This window comes from Cytobacillus eiseniae (genome assembly GCF_017874625.1).
GTDB lineage: Bacteria > Bacillota > Bacilli > Bacillales > Cytobacillaceae > Cytobacillus > Cytobacillus eiseniae.
Genome location: NZ_JAGIKZ010000028.1, coordinates 33,161 through 49,015, shown reverse-complemented (window position 1 = coordinate 49,015; position 15,855 = coordinate 33,161). Strand labels below are relative to the sequence as shown.

Below are 15,855 nucleotides of genomic sequence, written 5' to 3'. Positions count from 1 at the left end.
TTTCAGCATTTTGTGCTTCGTCAGTTAAACCAACAAAGATATTTAAATGCTCAGTTAAGACCTTCGCACCAAGTGCAACCGCATCTTGAGGACCCGTACTTCCATCAGTCCATACATCGAATGTTAACTTATCATAGTTACTCATTTGACCTACACGCGTATTTTCTACTTGATAAGAAACACGTGATACCGGTGTAAAGATAGAATCAATTGGAATCACACCAATTGGCTGATCTTCCCTTTTGTTCTGAACAGCAGGTGTGTATCCACGACCTCTTTGTGCAGTTAAACGCATACGTAAATGACCATTTGTTCCAAGTGTAGCAATATGAAGATCTGGATTCAGAATTTCAATATCACTATCATGGGTAATGTCAGCAGCCTTTACTACACCTTCACCTTGTACATCAATTTCAAGTGTTTTCTCTTCATCAGAGTAAATTTTTAGTGCAAGTTTTTTAATGTTTAAAATGATAGATGTTACATCTTCTACGACGCCTTCAATTGTTGAGAACTCATGAAGTACCCCATCAATTTGAATCGACGTGACTGCGGCACCTGGGAGTGAGGATAAAAGGATACGACGTAAGGAGTTACCCAAAGTAGTCCCATATCCACGCTCAAGTGGCTCGACGACGAACTTCCCGTACTTGGCATCATCGCTGATCTCAACCGTTTCGATTTTTGGTTTTTCTATTTCGATCATGAAAATATACCCTCCTTCAAAACGTCGAAACCCCGGCTAGCATTCTAACCGAAATTCCCCCATGTATACGTTCCCGTTTTGTGCACAACAACTGGATTAAAATTTCTGTATAAATTTAAAGTATTTCCATCATATCCCATTATAGACAAGGATACAAATTCTATACAGAAAAATTAAACACGGCGGCGTTTTGGTGGGCGACATCCATTATGAGGAACTGGAGTCACATCTCTGATTGCAGTAACTTCAAGACCAGCAGCTTGTAACGCACGAATTGCAGCTTCACGTCCTGCACCAGGTCCTTTAACTGTTACTTCAAGAGTTTTCATTCCATGCTCCATTGAAGCTTTTGCTGCAGTTTCTGCTGCCATTTGAGCTGCGAATGGAGTTGATTTACGTGAACCTCTGAATCCAAGTGCTCCAGCGCTAGACCATGCAAGTGCATTTCCGTGAGCATCAGTAATAGTTACGATTGTGTTATTGAAAGTAGAACGGATGTGTGCAACACCTTGTTCAATATTCTTTTTCACACGACGTTTACGTGTATTAGTTTTACGTGCCATTTAAAGTACCTCCTTTACCGATTATTTCTTCTTGTTCGCTACAGTCTTACGAGGACCTTTGCGTGTACGAGCGTTGTTTTTAGTGTTTTGTCCGCGAACCGGTAAACCACGACGGTGACGAATACCACGATAGCTACCAATTTCCATTAAACGCTTAATGTTAAGGGAAACTTCACGACGAAGGTCACCTTCAACTTTTAATTTGTCGATGACTTCACGAATTTTATTTAACTCATCTTCCGTTAAATCACGAACACGAGTATCTTCAGAAACACCAGCATCAGCTAATACTTTCTGAGCAGTATTTTTACCAATCCCATAGATGTAAGTTAATGAGATTACTACACGTTTTTCACGTGGAATATCTACACCAGCAATACGTGCCATAAATGAGCGCACCTCCTTGTTATTAACCTTGTTTTTGTTTATGTTTAGGGTTTTCACAGATAACCATAACTTTTCCACGTCTGCGGATAACTTTACACTTTTCGCAGATCGGTTTAACAGATGGTCTTACTTTCATTATCCTAACCTCCTTAATAGTACGGAGTCTTTGGTTATTTGAAACGATAAGTGATTCTTCCGCGAGTTAAATCATATGGAGAAAGCTCCACAGTTACTTTATCTCCAGGTAAAATTCGGATAAAGTGCATGCGGATCTTACCAGAAACATGAGCCAAAACTGTATGACCGTTTTCTAATTCCACTTTAAACATGGCATTTGGTAAAGTATCAACAACCGTGCCTTCAATTTCAATTACATCGTCTTTCGCCATCGATCAAGTCTCCCTTCTTCATTTCAAATACGAATTCATAAATCTATGCAAATGCACAGATTATTTCCCAATTACACGCCGGATTTTCTGTAAATAGATCTAAATCTTACAACCTTTCGATTATAGCACAAAAGCGGATCATAGTTGAAACGATATATATGAATACTTAACAATTAAATAATGGTAAGTACTTCATATCCTGTTTCAGTAATGGCAATCGTATGTTCAAAATGAGCACACATTTTTCCGTCTATTGTAACAACTGTCCAGTTGTCAGTTAATGTCTTCACATATCGACTTCCTGCATTCACCATTGGTTCAACAGCAAGTACCATACCCGGTTTTAGTCGTGGTCCTTTATTGGGTGGACCATAATGAGGAATTTGTGGGTCCTCATGCAAGTTTTGACCAACTCCATGACCAACATACTCGCGTACAATGGAAAATCCTTTTTGTTCCGCATATGTTTGAATAGCATGTGAGATGTTCGATAGACGCTCACCTGGCTTTGCTTCCTTTAGACCGATATACAAGGATTCCTCTGTTACTTCTAAAAGAATCTTCGTAGCATCATCGATTTGTCCTACAGGATAAGTCCAAGCAGAGTCACCATGATAACCGTTATATTTAGCACCAATGTCAACACTGATAATATCTCCATCTTTTAAGACCCGATTACCAGGTATGCCATGAACAAGTTCATTATTTACTGAAGTACAAATGCTGCCAGGAAAGCCATTATAGCCTTTAAATGAAGGAGTTGCACCAGCCTTACGAATGAACGCTTCAGCCAATTTATCTAATTCACTTGTTGTTATACCAGGAGCAATATGTTTTTTCAGTTCTTGATGAGTCAGAGCTACAATTTTCCCAGCTTCACGCATAATCTCAACTTCACGCGGCGTTTTGCAAATAATCATTCATGCAAGCCCCCGAATAAACGATCCAGATCAGTAAAGACTTTATCGATATCCTGCCTACCATCAATATTACGTAAATAACCTTTAGTATCATAGAAATCAAGTAAAGGCTTTGTTTGTTTAATATTCACATCAAGTCTAGTCTGGACTGTTTCCTCATTATCATCTGCACGTTGGTAAAGCTCTCCCCCACATCGATCACATGAATCCTCTTTAGCAGGTGGATTAAATACAAGATGATAAGTAGCACCGCAGTCTTTACAAATGCGACGGCCAGTTAGACGTTCCATAAGAATCTCATGGTTAACATCAATATTAATGACAAAATTAATTTTTTTATTCAAGTCAGCAAGAATTTCTTCCAAAGCTTCAGCTTGTGGAACTGTTCTAGGAAATCCATCAAGTAGAAATCCTTTCTCACAATCATCCTTGCTTAATCGTTCACGGACAATACCGATTGTCACTTCATCAGGAACAAGCTCGCCTTTATCCATGAATGATTTTGCCTTCAGGCCTAGTTCCGTTTCACCTTTGATTGCTGCACGAAACATATCACCTGTAGAAATATGAGGAATGCCGTATTTATCGACAATCTTCTCGGCTTGTGTGCCTTTTCCAGCACCGGGGAGCCCCATTAATACTAAATTCATATGAATTCCCCCTAAAATCTAATTGGTTGTTAGGGAACTTGTATCGGCCCCCTAAAAACCAACTTATTTAATAAAACCTTTATAGTGACGTTTAACAAGTTGAGATTCAAGTTGTTTCATCGTATCTAGCGCAACACCGACAACGATTAGCAAGCTAGTTCCTCCAATTTGCGCTGATTCAGGCAATCCTGCGATATTAATGAAAAACATCGGCAAAATTGAGATCACCGTAAGGAAGATTGCACCTACAAAAGTTAAACGGTATAAAACGCGAGTTAAATATTCCTGCGTGCTTTTTCCTGGACGAATGCCTGGAATATATCCACCCTGTTTCTTCAAATTATCCGAAACTTGTTCTGGGTTGACTTGGATAAAAGCATAGAAATAAGTAAAAGCAATTATTAATGCACTGTATATGAGCATTCCAACTGGTGTCGTATAATCAAATACTCTTTGAATCCATAAAGTAACATCATTTTGCTCGAAGAAACCTGCAACGGTTCTAGGAGTAATAATGAATGAAATTGCAAAGATAACTGGAATAACTCCAGCTGCATTAACTTTTAATGGCAAGTGAGTATTTTGTCCACCAACGGAATTCTTTCCGATTGCCATACGTTTAGCATATTGAATAGGTATTTTTCTTAAAGCCTGTTGGATAAAGATTGTACCAACAACGATTGCAACAACTGCAAGAAGAATTAATACGACTGTAACGATGCGCAGGAATAGTTGTTCCCCAACATTTTCAAACTGTTGTGCATAAATCTGGTTCACGATAGACGGAATACCAGCTACAATCCCAGCGAAAATGATAATGGAAATTCCATTTCCAACACCCTTTTCAGTGATTTGTTCTCCTAACCACAGTAAAAATGCAGTTCCAGCAGTTAATACTGTAGCAATCAGCAAATAAGAACCAATTCCAGGGTTTTCGATCAATTGCCCATTAGCAAGGTTATTAAAACCATATGACATACCAAGAGCTTGGATGAAACCAAGCACAATAGTAAAGTAGCGGGTAAATTGAGCTAATTTACGACGACCAACTTCTCCTTGCTTAGACCATTCAGTAAACTTAGGCACAACGTCCATTTGTAATAACTGAATAATAATCGATGCTGTAATGTACGGCATGATTCCCATCGCAAGAATGGAGAAGTTCAGAAGTGCACCACCGCCAAAGGTATTTAAAAGACCGAATGCATTTAGTTCATCCTGAGCCTTTAAAAGGTCAGCATTCACACCAGGTACTGGTATAAAAGTACCGATGCGAAACACGACCAGCATTAAAAGGGTGTATATAATCTTTCTTCTTATATCACCCACGCGCATAAAATTGGAGATTGTCTGAAACATTAAATCACCTCTGTTTTACCGCCGGCAGCTTCAATAGCTTCCTTTGCAGCAGAGGAGAATTTATGAGCTTTAACTGTAAGCTTTTTCTCAACTTTGCCTTTAGCAAGAATTTTAATTCCTGCTTTTTCGTTACTAACTACACCAGATTCAACTAGAAGTACAGGTGTAACTTCAGTTCCATCTTCAAAACGATTAAGTGCAGCAAGGTTCACAATTGCATATTCTTTACGGTGAATATTTGTGAAACCGCGTTTTGGTAAACGTCTAAATAATGGTGTTTGACCACCCTCAAAACCAGGACGAACTCCGCCGCCGGAACGAGCGTTTTGACCTTTATGACCTTTACCAGCAGTTTTACCGTTACCAGTACCGATACCACGGCCTTTACGTTTACGTTCCCCGCGGGAACCTTCTGCAGGCTTTAATTCATGAAGTTTCATGTTGGCACCTCCTTATTTTATAGAAGAGTGATAATTAAATTTCTTTTACCGTTACAAGGTGAGCAACTTTGTTGATCATACCGCGAATAGCAGGATTATCTTGTTGTTCAACTGTTTGATGCATTTTACGTAAGCCTAGAGCTTTAACTGTTTCGCGTTGGTCACCAGGGCGACCGATTACGCTGCGAGTGAGGGTAATTTCTAGTTTATTCGCCATTTGATTTCCCTCCTTATCCTAACAGTTCTTCTACTGATTTACCACGTAATTTAGCTACGTCCTCAGCACGTTTTAATTGTTGTAAACCGTTCAATGTTGCACGAACCATGTTGATTGGTGTGTTTGTACCTAAAGATTTAGATAAAATATCACCAACACCAGCTAATTCTAGAACCGCACGAACTGGTCCACCAGCGATAACACCCGTACCTTCATATGCTGGCTTTAAAAGAACTTCACCAGCACCGAAATTACCGATTACTTGGTGTGGAATAGATGTTCCAACCATTGGTACTTCGATTAAGTTTTTCTTCGCATCTTCAATCGCTTTACGAATTGCTTCAGGTACTTCTTGTGCTTTACCAGTACCAAAGCCGACATGACCGTTTTTGTCGCCTACTACTACAAGAGCAGAGAAACGGAAACGACGTCCACCTTTAACAACTTTCGCTACACGATTAACTGTAACTACGCGTTCTTCAAGTTCAAGTTTGTTTGGATCAATACGACGCATCTTTTTGTGTCCCTCCTTTGTCTATTAAAATTCTAGTCCATTTTCACGAGCCGCTTCAGCTAATGCTTTTACGCGACCATGATAAAGGTATCCTCCACGGTCAAATACGATAGATTTGATCCCTTTTTCGTTCGCACGTTTTGCAACTAGTTCTCCGACCTTAACTGCTGCATCAACGTTACTTGTAGATTCTAGACTTACTTCTTTATCTAGAGTAGAAGCACTTGCTAAAGTAACTCCTTTTACATCGTCAACTAATTGAGCATAAATATGCTTATTAGAGCGGAACACATTTAAACGAGGACGAGCTTCAGTTCCTGAAAGTTTAGCACGTACACGGCCATGTCTTTTCTTACGAACTGCATTTTTGTCAGCCTTCGTAATCATTTAAGTCACTCCTTTCGTTTACCTATGCGGCATTACTTACCAGTTTTACCTTCTTTACGACGCACATATTCGCCTTCATAACGGATACCTTTTCCTTTGTAAGGCTCTGGAGGACGAACATCACGAATGTTAGCAGCTAAAGCACCTACACGTTCTTTGTTGATTCCTTTAACGATAACCTTCGTATTTGATGGTACTTCAACTTCGATTCCTTCTTCAGGCTCGATTTCAACAGGATGAGAGTAACCAACGTTTAATACAAGCTTACTACCTTGTTTTTGAGCACGGTAACCGACACCGATAAGCTCAAGACCTTTTTCAAAACCTTTAGAAACACCTTCAACCATGTTAGAAAGTAGTGCACGAGTTGTACCGTGAACCGTACGGTGTTCTTTTGAATCTGTTGGACGAGTAACAGTTAGAATGTTGTCTTCTAACTGAATCATCATATCCGGATGGAATGAACGAGATAGTTCACCCTTTGGACCTTTTACAGTAATTGTGTTTTTATCATTTGTGATTGTAACACCAGTTGGAATTTCAATTGGTTTTTTACCTATACGTGACATTTATTGCACCTCCATTCATTAAGAAACTCTATTACCAAACGTAAGCTAATACTTCTCCGCCAACTTGTTTAGCACGAGCTTCTTTATCTGTAAGAACTCCTTGAGAAGTAGAAACTAGTGCGATTCCAAGGCCGTTAAGTACACGTGGTACTTCGTCAGCTTTTGCGTATACACGAAGACCAGGTTTACTAATACGTTTAAGGCCAGTAATTACACGTTCGTTGTTTGAACCGTATTTTAAGAAAATGCGAATGATGCCTTGCTTGTTGTCTTCGATAAACTCAACATCACGCACGAAACCTTCACGCTTAAGGATTTCAGCAACTTCTTTCTTGATATTAGAAGCAGGAACTTCTAATTTTTCGTGACGAACCATATTCGCATTACGGATGCGAGTAAGCAAGTCTGCAATTGGATCTGTCATGACCATTGTTTTTACCTCCTTCCCAAACTTTCGTTTTACCAGCTAGCTTTTTTGACGCCAGGAATTTGTCCTTTATATGCTAATTCACGGAAACAAATACGACAAAGCTTAAATTTACGGTATACAGAATGTGGACGCCCACAACGCTCGCAGCGTGTATATTCTTGTACCTTATGTTTAGGCGTGCGTTTTTGTTTCGCAATCATTGACTTTTTAGCCACGTTTTCGCCTCCCTCTATTTAGCGACTACTTTTGGAATGGCATTCCAAATTGAGTTAAAAGTTCACGAGCTTCTTCATCGGTATTAGCTGTAGTTACGATAACGATATCCATACCACGAACTTTGCTTACTTTATCGTAATCAATCTCAGGGAAGATTAACTGTTCTTTTACACCTAGAGTATAGTTTCCACGTCCATCAAATGACTTCTTAGAAATTCCACGGAAGTCACGTACACGAGGAAGAGATACAGAGATTAATTTGTCGAAGAACTCATACATACGTTCTCCACGAAGTGTAACTTTCGCACCGATTGGCATACCTTCACGAAGGCGGAAACCAGCGATAGAATTTTTCGCACGAGTAACAACTGGCTTTTGACCAGTTAGCAGTGCTAATTCCTCAACCGCATTATCAAGTACTTTTGAGTTTTGAACAGCATCACCAATACCCATATTGATAACGATTTTATCAATTACAGGAACTTGCATAACTGATTTATAGTTAAACTTGCTCATAAGAGCAGGCGTAATTTCTTTTGAATATTTTTCTTTTAGGCGGTTCATTCATTGTACCTCCCTTCTTCTTTAAACTATTTATCTAGAACTTCACCGGATTTTTTTGCTACACGTACTTTCTTCCCATCAACCGTTTGATAGCCTACACGAGTTGGTTGTCCAGACTTAGGATCGACAGGCATAACGTTTGATACATGAACAGGAGCCTCATGGTTGATAATTCCACCTTGTGGATTTACCTGTGAAGGCTTAGAGTGTTTCTTTACAATGTTCACACCTTCAACAAGAACACGGTCTTGTTTAGGGAACGCTGCAAGAATAACGCCCGTTTTGCCTTTATCTTTACCAGAGATGATCATAACTTTGTCACCTTTTTTTACATGCATCAGTAAGCACCTCCTTAAAGGCAATTTAGTTAGTATTATAGAACTTCTGGAGCTAATGAAATAATTTTCATGAAGTTGTTATCGCGTAATTCACGAGCAACGGGTCCGAAGATACGAGTTCCACGAGGGCCCTTGTCATCACGAATAATTACACATGCGTTTTCATCAAAACGAATGTAAGTACCATCATTACGACGCACACCACTCTTAGTTCGAACTACAACTGCTTTAACAACCTCACCTTTTTTAACAACGCCACCTGGTGTTGCTTGTTTCACTGTACAAACGATAATATCACCGATATTAGCTGTCTTGCGGCCAGAACCTCCAAGAACTTTAATTGTAAGTACTTCACGAGCACCAGAGTTGTCAGCAACTTTTAAACGTGATTCTTGTTGAATCATGTGTGTAACCTCCCTTCGGAATAAAACTTATACCGAACAATTAGATTATTACTGCTTTTTCTACTACTTCTACAAGACGGAAGCGTTTAGTTGCAGATAGTGGGCGAGTTTCCATGATACGGACGATATCGCCAGTTTTCGCTGTGTTTTGCTCATCATGAGCCTTAAACTTTTTAGAGTACTTAACGCGTTTACCATATAAAGGGTGCTTTTTGTACGTTTCAACAAGGACAGTAACAGTCTTATCCATTTTGTCAGAAACAACACGCCCAGTGTAAACTTTGCGTTGGTTACGTTCACTCATTGTGCGAACCTCCTCTCAAATATCACTTTGTAAAACCAATTTCTCTTTCACGAATAACAGTTTTCATACGAGCAATCGATTTACGTACTTCACGTATGCGAGCTGTATTTTCAAGTTGTCCAGTCGCCAATTGAAAGCGAAGATTGAATAACTCTTCTTTTAATGATTTGACTTTTTGTTCGATTTCGGCAGTGGTAAGGTCACGAATATCATTAGCTTTCATTTGATTCACCACCAATTTCTTCTCGTTTTACAAACTTACATTTAACAGGAAGTTTGTGTGCTGCAAGACGTAGTGCTTCACGAGCGATTTCTTCAGAAACACCTGCGATTTCAAACATTACTTTACCAGGCTTAACAACTGCTACCCATCCTTCAGGAGCACCCTTACCGGAACCCATTCGGACTTCTAGAGGCTTTGCAGTATATGGCTTATGCGGGAATATCTTAATCCAAACTTTACCGCCACGTTTCATGTAACGAGTCATCGCAATACGAGCTGATTCAATTTGGCGGTTTGTGATCCAAGAAGCTTCTGTAGCTTGTAAACCAAATTCACCAAATGTTACTTCAGTACCGCCTTTTGCTTGACCGCGCATTTTCCCACGATGTTGACGACGATATTTTACGCGCTTTGGCAATAACATATTATTTGCCTCCTTCCCCAGTTTTCTTCTTAGTAGGAAGGACCTCTCCACGATAGATCCATACTTTTACGCCTAATTTACCGTAAGTTGTATCAGCTTCTGCTGTAGCATAGTCGATATCAGCACGAAGAGTATGAAGTGGAACTGTTCCTTCGCTATAACTTTCAGAACGAGCGATGTCCGCACCACCTAAGCGACCAGATACCATTGTTTTGATACCTTTAGCACCAGCGCGCATTGCACGTTGAATTGTTTGTTTTTGAGCACGACGGAAAGAAACACGGTTTTCTAATTGACGAGCAATATTTTCCGCAACTAATTTCGCATCGATGTCAGCTTTTTTGATTTCAAGAATATTGATGTGTACACGTTTGCCAGTAAGTGAGTTAAGTGCTTTACGAAGTGCTTCAACTTCAGTACCACCTTTACCGATAACCATTCCTGGTTTAGCAGTGTGAATAGTGATATTTAAGCGATTAGCAGCACGTTCGATCTCAACTTTAGAAACAGAGGCATCGTTAAGACGCTTTGTAATATACTCACGTACTTTAAGGTCCTCGTGTAAAAGATCAGCGTAGTCTTTGCCTGCGTACCATTTAGATTCCCAATCACGGATGACTCCAATACGCAAACCGACTGGATTTACTTTTTGACCCACTAATTATCCCTCCTTCTTTTCTGATAAAACGATAGTAATATGACTAGTGCGTTTGTTAATTTGGCTTGCACGGCCTTGCGCACGAGGACGGAAACGTTTCATTGTTGGTCCCTCGTCAACAAAAGCTTGAGCAACTACTAAATTATTTACGTCCATTTCGTAGTTGTGCTCAGCATTGGCTAATGCAGATTTTAAAACCTTCTCTACGATTGGAGAAGCAGCTTTTGGCGTTAAAGTCAAAATAGCTACTGCTTCACCAACTTGCTTTCCTCGAATTAAATCTACGACTAAACGAGCTTTACGAGGAGCAATACGAACTGTTCTTGCAACAGCTTTAGCTTGCATATGAATGCCCTCCTCTCATTAACGTCTTGTTTTCTTATCATCATTACCGTGACCTTTATAAGCACGTGTTGGAGCGAATTCTCCAAGCTTGTGACCTACCATGTCTTCAGTAACGTATACAGGCACATGTTTACGACCATCATAAACAGCAATTGTGTGTCCGATGAATTGTGGGAAGATCGTAGAACGGCGAGACCAAGTTTTCACGACAGTTTTGCCATCAGTTTCATTAAGCTTTTCGATCTTTGTCATTAAATGTTCATCAACAAAAGGTCCTTTTTTTAAGCTGCGACCCATGATTGAACCTCCCTTCGCGATTGTTCTACGGCTCGACTTTGGAACCGTAGGTCAATCCCGTTATTTTTTACGACGACGTACAATAAATTTATCTGATTTATTGTTTTTCTTACGAGTTTTGAATCCAAGAGTTGGTTTACCCCAAGGAGTCATAGGAGATTTACGTCCAATTGGTGAACGTCCTTCCCCACCACCGTGTGGGTGATCATTAGGGTTCATTACAGAACCACGAACAGTTGGGCGCTTACCTAACCAGCGTGAACGTCCTGCTTTACCAATGTTGATAAGTTCATGTTGTTCATTACCAACTTGACCTACTGTAGCACGGCAAGTAGCAAGAATCATACGAACTTCACCTGAATTTAAACGAACAAGAACATACTTGCCTTCTTTACCAAGAACTTGTGCTGAAGTTCCAGCAGAACGCACTAATTGTCCGCCTTTTCCAGGTTTTAATTCGATATTGTGAATAACAGTACCTACTGGAATATTTACTAGTGGTAATGCATTACCCACCTTGATATCTGCTTCTGGACCAGACATTACTTCCATGCCTACCTCTAAATTCTTAGGAGCAAGGATATAACGCTTTTCTCCATCAACATAGTTGATTAATGCAATGTTTGCTGAACGGTTTGGATCATACTCAACCGTAGCAACGCGTCCTGGAATGCCATCTTTGTTACGTTTAAAATCAATTAAACGGTATTGACGCTTATGGCCACCAGCTTGATGACGAACTGTAATTTTACCTTGGTTGTTACGGCCGCCTTTACGGTGTAAAGGAGCAAGTAGTGACTTTTCTGGTGTGCTTGTTGTAATCTCAGCAAAGTCAGATGAAGTCATATTACGTCGACCGTTTGTGGTAGGTTTATACTTTTTAATCGCCATTTCGTTTCCCTCCTTTTCTTGTCAATGTTTTATGCTTCGAAAAATTCGATTTCTTGACTATCAGTAGTTAATTTAACAATTGCCTTACGACGTTTATTTGTATAACCGCCGAATTTACCCATACGCTTGAACTTACCTTTGTAATTCATGATGTTAACCTTCTCAACTTTTACGCCAAAGATTTTTTCTACAGCATCTTTAACTTGTGTTTTGTTGGCTCTAACATCCACTTCAAACGTATATTTTTTGTCAGCCATTATATCAGTGGAGCGTTCAGTAATAACGGGGCGCTTAATGATATCGCGTGCATCCATTATGCAAGCACCTCCTCTACTTTTTCAACCGCTGCTTTCGTCATGATTAATTTATCATGATTTAAAACATCCAATACGCTGATTCCAGAAGCAGATACAACTGTTACACCAGGGATGTTACGAGCAGATAATGCTACGTTCTCATCTAGGTCAGCTGTAACGATTAATGCTTTAGTTTCAACTGAAAGACCTTTAAGTACACCTTTAAAGTCTTTTGTTTTTGGAGTGTCGAATGCAAGGTTTTCTAATACTAACACGTTTTCTTCTAATACTTTAGAAGATAATGCAGATTTAATCGCTAAGCGACGAACTTTTTTAGGTAGTTTATAGCTATAGCTGCGTGGAACAGGTCCAAATACCGTACCACCTCCGCGCCATTGTGGAGAACGGATTGATCCTTGACGCGCACGGCCAGTACCTTTTTGGCGCCATGGCTTACGTCCACCGCCTGCTACTTCAGAGCGAATTTTTGTTTTATGAGTTCCTTGACGTAAAGAAGCTCTTTGCATAACAACTGCTTCGAATAACACGTGGTTGTTAGGCTCGATGCCAAAAACCGTATCATTAAGTTCGATTTCACCAACTTTAGATCCAGCTTGGCTGTATAATGCTACTTTCGGCATTCTAATTTCCTCCTTTCCGACTTATTACTATGCTTTTACCGCACTTTTAATTTTTAGCATTGCTTTTTTAGCACCTGGTACATTCCCTTTAATAAGTAAAAGATTGCGTTCTGCATCTACTTTTACGATTTCAAGGTTTTGAACTGTTACTTGTTCTCCACCCATGCGTCCTGGTAATAACTTACCTTTAAATACACGGTTTGGAGCAACAGGACCCATTGAACCTGGGCGACGGTGGTAACGTGATCCGTGAGTCATTGGTCCACGAGATTGTCCGTGACGCTTAATCGCACCTTGGAAACCTTTACCCTTTGAAATTCCTGTTACATCAACAGTTTCACCTGCTGCAAAAATACTTACATTGACTTCCTGACCAACTTCATATTCTCCTAAATCTGCTCCACGTAATTCACGAATGAAGCGCTTAGGAGCAGTGTTAGCTTTTGCAACATGTCCTTGTTCAGGTTTGTTAGATAGCTTTTCGCGTTTGTCTTCGAATCCAATTTGGATTGCTTCATATCCATCAGTCTCAACTGACTTCTTTTGAAGAACAACGTTTGATGTAGCTTCTACAACTGTTACCGGGATAAGCTCACCGTTTTCAGCAAACACTTGAGTCATACCAATCTTTCTTCCTAAGATTCCTTTGGTCATTTCAGTCACACCTCCTGATATTATAATTAAATTTATTCATTAAAGTTTGATTTCGATATCTACACCAGATGGTAAGTCTAAACGCATTAGCGAATCAACTGTTTGTGGTGTTGGATTAATAATGTCGATAAGACGTTTATGCGTACGCATCTCGAACTGTTCACGAGAATCTTTGTACTTATGAACCGCACGAAGGATTGTATAGATTGACTTCTCAGTCGGTAATGGAATCGGACCAGAAACAGCCGCACCAGAACGCTTTGCAGTTTCAACAATCTTTTCAGCTGATTGATCAAGAATTCTATGATCATACGCTTTTAAACGAATACGAATTTTTTGTTTTGCCATTATTTTCCCTCCTTTTCGCCTATTTTGAAATAGACATTCTCAGTGAAAATTTCCCACACACTCGCCATGGCAAAGCGGCCGGGTGTGTCAGCAACCTTTCACATCATCGCAGTCAAAGACCAACATTGCCTATTATACAGAAATTACGAGTAGATTGCAAGATACTTTGTGTAATTTCTTTTTGTTTTGTGCACTCGTATAATTATAGCGGCAACTATGTACTTTTTCAACCCTCAACAAAACAAACCAATAATTTCAAATTTATTGTTACTCCTTCTATTTTATCTATCTATTTCTATCAGAAGCGGCAAGATATTATATCTATAGAAGGAACACGATAACATCGAGTTATTACAGAGCAAAAGACAAAAAAAAACCAGATGGATCGTCACCCACCTGGTTTTTTCATTTATATCAAATTACTCAACGATTGTAGCAACAACGCCAGCGCCTACTGTACGTCCACCTTCACGAATAGAGAAGTTAGTTCCCTCTTCGATAGCGATTGGAGCGATAAGCTCAACGTCCATTTCGATGTTATCTCCAGGCATAACCATTTCTACGCCTTCAGGAAGATTACAGATACCAGTGATATCAGTTGTACGGAAGTAGAACTGAGGACGGTAGTTAGTGAAGAATGGAGTATGACGTCCACCTTCTTCTTTTGATAATACGTAAACTTCAGCTTTGAATTTTACGTGTGGTGTAATTGAACCTGGCTTAGCAAGTACTTGTCCACGTTGGATATCTTCACGAGCAACTCCACGAAGAAGTGCACCGATGTTGTCTCCAGCTTCTGCATAATCAAGAAGCTTACGGAACATTTCAACACCTGTTACAGTAGTTGATTTTGGTTCTTCAGTTAAACCGATGATTTCGATAACGTCACCAACTTTAACTTGTCCACGCTCAACACGTCCTGTAGCAACTGTACCACGACCAGTAATTGAGAATACATCCTCAACTGGCATCATGAATGGCTTGTCAGTGTCACGAGTTGGGTTTGGAACATACTCATCAACAGCTGCCATAAGTTCAAGAATTTTTGCTTCCCAGTCAGCTTCTCCTTCAAGAGCTTTAAGAGCAGAACCTTTGATAACTGGAATATCATCGCCAGGGAAATTGTATTCTGATAATAGATCACGAATTTCCATTTCAACTAATTCAAGTAGTTCTTCGTCATCAACCATATCACATTTGTTCATGAATACTACAAGATGTGGAACACCTACTTGACGAGAAAGTAAGATGTGCTCACGAGTTTGTGGCATTGGGCCGTCAGCAGCAGATACTACTAAGATACCGCCGTCCATTTGAGCAGCACCAGTGATCATGTTTTTAACATAGTCAGCGTGTCCTGGGCAGTCTACGTGTGCATAGTGACGATTTGCAGTTTCATACTCAACGTGAGAAGTTGAGATTGTGATTCCACGCTCTTTTTCTTCAGGAGCGTTGTCGATTTGGTCATATCCGCGTGCTTCACCGCCACCTGCTTTTGCAAGTACAGTAGTGATTGCAGCTGTTAAAGTTGTTTTACCATGGTCAACGTGTCCGATTGTACCAATGTTAACATGGGGTTTTGAACGGTCGAATTTAGCTTTTGCCATTTGGAAAATCCTCCTTTGAATTTAAAAAAGTTTAAGTATTTTGGTTGAGCTGCGAGAAGATATAACTTCCCGCAGCTTATTAGCCTACATAAGTAGTTATACTTGATAAATAAG

The 15,855-nt window shown here is 39.9% G+C and carries 30 protein-coding genes; all 30 read right to left on the bottom strand.

Translation table 11 applies throughout. The annotated features are described in order from the left end of the window. Nucleotides 1-706: DNA-directed RNA polymerase subunit alpha (locus J2Z40_RS17010; RefSeq protein ID WP_209795158.1), on the bottom strand; the 706-nt coding region annotated here is incomplete at its 3' end. Between the two features lie 173 nt (nucleotides 707-879). Then, nucleotides 880-1,269, bottom strand: a complete 390-nt coding sequence (gene rpsK, locus J2Z40_RS17005; protein ID WP_066399816.1) for a 30S ribosomal protein S11 — start codon at nucleotides 1,267-1,269, stop codon at nucleotides 880-882. 21 nt (nucleotides 1,270-1,290) lie between these two features. Next, complete coding sequence (rpsM, locus tag J2Z40_RS17000; RefSeq protein ID WP_066399814.1) at nucleotides 1,291-1,656, bottom strand: 30S ribosomal protein S13; 366 nt, start codon at nucleotides 1,654-1,656, stop codon at nucleotides 1,291-1,293. 22 nt (nucleotides 1,657-1,678) lie between these two features. After that, a complete protein-coding gene (rpmJ, locus tag J2Z40_RS16995) occupies nucleotides 1,679-1,792 on the bottom strand; it encodes a 50S ribosomal protein L36 (RefSeq protein WP_000868344.1) in 114 nt (37 codons plus the stop codon). A 34-nt stretch (nucleotides 1,793-1,826) separates the two neighbouring features. Next, nucleotides 1,827-2,045: a translation initiation factor IF-1 gene (infA, locus tag J2Z40_RS16990; protein ID WP_009336604.1), complete on the bottom strand. Its 219-nt coding sequence runs from the start codon at nucleotides 2,043-2,045 to the stop codon at nucleotides 1,827-1,829. Between the two features lie 173 nt (nucleotides 2,046-2,218). After that, nucleotides 2,219-2,965, bottom strand: a complete 747-nt coding sequence (gene map, locus J2Z40_RS16985; protein WP_066399811.1) for a type I methionyl aminopeptidase — start codon at nucleotides 2,963-2,965, stop codon at nucleotides 2,219-2,221. After that, nucleotides 2,962-3,615, bottom strand: coding sequence for an adenylate kinase (locus tag J2Z40_RS16980; protein WP_066399808.1), 654 nt, complete (start codon nucleotides 3,613-3,615; stop codon nucleotides 2,962-2,964). The genes map and J2Z40_RS16980 overlap by 4 nt, the downstream gene beginning before the upstream one ends. 63 nt (nucleotides 3,616-3,678) lie before the next feature. Further along, on the bottom strand, nucleotides 3,679-4,974 hold the full coding sequence (gene secY / locus J2Z40_RS16975; protein ID WP_066399807.1) for a preprotein translocase subunit SecY: 1,296 nt from the start codon (nucleotides 4,972-4,974) through the stop codon (nucleotides 3,679-3,681). Then, complete coding sequence (rplO, locus tag J2Z40_RS16970; RefSeq protein ID WP_066399806.1) at nucleotides 4,974-5,414, bottom strand: 50S ribosomal protein L15; 441 nt, start codon at nucleotides 5,412-5,414, stop codon at nucleotides 4,974-4,976. Before rplO ends, secY begins: the two co-directional genes overlap by 1 nt. A 34-nt stretch (nucleotides 5,415-5,448) precedes the next feature. Continuing rightward, on the bottom strand, nucleotides 5,449-5,631 hold the full coding sequence (gene rpmD / locus J2Z40_RS16965; protein WP_066399804.1) for a 50S ribosomal protein L30: 183 nt from the start codon (nucleotides 5,629-5,631) through the stop codon (nucleotides 5,449-5,451). A gap of 13 nt (nucleotides 5,632-5,644) precedes the next feature. Next, nucleotides 5,645-6,145, bottom strand: a complete 501-nt coding sequence (gene rpsE, locus J2Z40_RS16960) for a 30S ribosomal protein S5 (RefSeq protein WP_057767218.1) — start codon at nucleotides 6,143-6,145, stop codon at nucleotides 5,645-5,647. Nucleotides 6,146-6,169: 24 nt separating this feature from the next. Continuing rightward, nucleotides 6,170-6,532, bottom strand: coding sequence for a 50S ribosomal protein L18 (rplR, locus tag J2Z40_RS16955; RefSeq protein WP_066399802.1), 363 nt, complete (start codon nucleotides 6,530-6,532; stop codon nucleotides 6,170-6,172). A gap of 32 nt (nucleotides 6,533-6,564) precedes the next feature. Beyond that, the gene (gene rplF / locus J2Z40_RS16950; RefSeq protein ID WP_066399799.1) at nucleotides 6,565-7,101 is read right to left on the bottom strand and encodes a 50S ribosomal protein L6; all 537 of its coding nucleotides are present in this window, start codon (nucleotides 7,099-7,101) and stop codon (nucleotides 6,565-6,567) included. Nucleotides 7,102-7,132: 31 nt separating this feature from the next. Further along, complete coding sequence (gene rpsH / locus J2Z40_RS16945) at nucleotides 7,133-7,531, bottom strand: 30S ribosomal protein S8 (protein ID WP_053478253.1); 399 nt, start codon at nucleotides 7,529-7,531, stop codon at nucleotides 7,133-7,135. A gap of 29 nt (nucleotides 7,532-7,560) precedes the next feature. Continuing rightward, nucleotides 7,561-7,746, bottom strand: coding sequence for a 30S ribosomal protein S14 (gene rpsN, locus J2Z40_RS16940; protein ID WP_009336593.1), 186 nt, complete (start codon nucleotides 7,744-7,746; stop codon nucleotides 7,561-7,563). 25 nt (nucleotides 7,747-7,771) lie between these two features. Continuing rightward, nucleotides 7,772-8,311, bottom strand: coding sequence for a 50S ribosomal protein L5 (rplE, locus tag J2Z40_RS16935; RefSeq protein WP_066399796.1), 540 nt, complete (start codon nucleotides 8,309-8,311; stop codon nucleotides 7,772-7,774). 26 nt (nucleotides 8,312-8,337) lie between these two features. After that, the gene (gene rplX / locus J2Z40_RS16930) at nucleotides 8,338-8,649 is read right to left on the bottom strand and encodes a 50S ribosomal protein L24 (RefSeq protein WP_066399793.1); all 312 of its coding nucleotides are present in this window, start codon (nucleotides 8,647-8,649) and stop codon (nucleotides 8,338-8,340) included. Nucleotides 8,650-8,684: 35 nt separating this feature from the next. Continuing rightward, entirely contained in the window at nucleotides 8,685-9,053 is a 369-nt protein-coding gene (gene rplN, locus J2Z40_RS16925) for a 50S ribosomal protein L14 (protein ID WP_066399788.1), read from the bottom strand. A 40-nt stretch (nucleotides 9,054-9,093) separates the two neighbouring features. Then, entirely contained in the window at nucleotides 9,094-9,357 is a 264-nt protein-coding gene (gene rpsQ, locus J2Z40_RS16920; protein ID WP_066301504.1) for a 30S ribosomal protein S17, read from the bottom strand. 22 nt (nucleotides 9,358-9,379) lie between these two features. Beyond that, nucleotides 9,380-9,580 (bottom strand): 50S ribosomal protein L29, encoded by a 201-nt coding sequence (gene rpmC, locus J2Z40_RS16915; protein WP_053478258.1) that lies wholly within the window; start codon nucleotides 9,578-9,580, stop codon nucleotides 9,380-9,382. Next, nucleotides 9,570-10,004 carry a 50S ribosomal protein L16 gene (gene rplP, locus J2Z40_RS16910; RefSeq protein WP_053478259.1) on the bottom strand — a complete coding sequence of 145 codons (435 nt, stop codon included), beginning with the start codon at nucleotides 10,002-10,004 and terminating at the stop codon, nucleotides 9,570-9,572. The genes rpmC and rplP overlap by 11 nt, the downstream gene beginning before the upstream one ends. A gap of 1 nt (nucleotide 10,005) precedes the next feature. Beyond that, complete coding sequence (rpsC, locus tag J2Z40_RS16905) at nucleotides 10,006-10,662, bottom strand: 30S ribosomal protein S3 (RefSeq protein ID WP_053478260.1); 657 nt, start codon at nucleotides 10,660-10,662, stop codon at nucleotides 10,006-10,008. Between the two features lie 3 nt (nucleotides 10,663-10,665). Further along, nucleotides 10,666-11,007, bottom strand: coding sequence for a 50S ribosomal protein L22 (rplV, locus tag J2Z40_RS16900; RefSeq protein ID WP_066399785.1), 342 nt, complete (start codon nucleotides 11,005-11,007; stop codon nucleotides 10,666-10,668). An 18-nt stretch (nucleotides 11,008-11,025) separates the two neighbouring features. Continuing rightward, nucleotides 11,026-11,304 (bottom strand): 30S ribosomal protein S19, encoded by a 279-nt coding sequence (gene rpsS, locus J2Z40_RS16895; RefSeq protein WP_066399783.1) that lies wholly within the window; start codon nucleotides 11,302-11,304, stop codon nucleotides 11,026-11,028. Between the two features lie 60 nt (nucleotides 11,305-11,364). Next, the gene (gene rplB, locus J2Z40_RS16890) at nucleotides 11,365-12,195 is read right to left on the bottom strand and encodes a 50S ribosomal protein L2 (RefSeq protein ID WP_066399782.1); all 831 of its coding nucleotides are present in this window, start codon (nucleotides 12,193-12,195) and stop codon (nucleotides 11,365-11,367) included. A 29-nt stretch (nucleotides 12,196-12,224) separates the two neighbouring features. Next, nucleotides 12,225-12,509, bottom strand: coding sequence for a 50S ribosomal protein L23 (rplW, locus tag J2Z40_RS16885; protein ID WP_066399781.1), 285 nt, complete (start codon nucleotides 12,507-12,509; stop codon nucleotides 12,225-12,227). Next, nucleotides 12,509-13,132 carry a 50S ribosomal protein L4 gene (rplD, locus tag J2Z40_RS16880; RefSeq protein WP_066399778.1) on the bottom strand — a complete coding sequence of 208 codons (624 nt, stop codon included), beginning with the start codon at nucleotides 13,130-13,132 and terminating at the stop codon, nucleotides 12,509-12,511. Before rplD ends, rplW begins: the two co-directional genes overlap by 1 nt. Before the next feature lie 27 nt (nucleotides 13,133-13,159). Then, nucleotides 13,160-13,786, bottom strand: a complete 627-nt coding sequence (rplC, locus tag J2Z40_RS16875) for a 50S ribosomal protein L3 (RefSeq protein ID WP_066399776.1) — start codon at nucleotides 13,784-13,786, stop codon at nucleotides 13,160-13,162. A gap of 39 nt (nucleotides 13,787-13,825) precedes the next feature. Beyond that, nucleotides 13,826-14,134, bottom strand: coding sequence for a 30S ribosomal protein S10 (gene rpsJ, locus J2Z40_RS16870; RefSeq protein ID WP_009791329.1), 309 nt, complete (start codon nucleotides 14,132-14,134; stop codon nucleotides 13,826-13,828). Nucleotides 14,135-14,553: 419 nt separating this feature from the next. Next, a complete protein-coding gene (tuf, locus tag J2Z40_RS16865) occupies nucleotides 14,554-15,741 on the bottom strand; it encodes an elongation factor Tu (RefSeq protein ID WP_066399774.1) in 1,188 nt (395 codons plus the stop codon). Nucleotides 15,742-15,855: the final 114 nt, after the last annotated feature.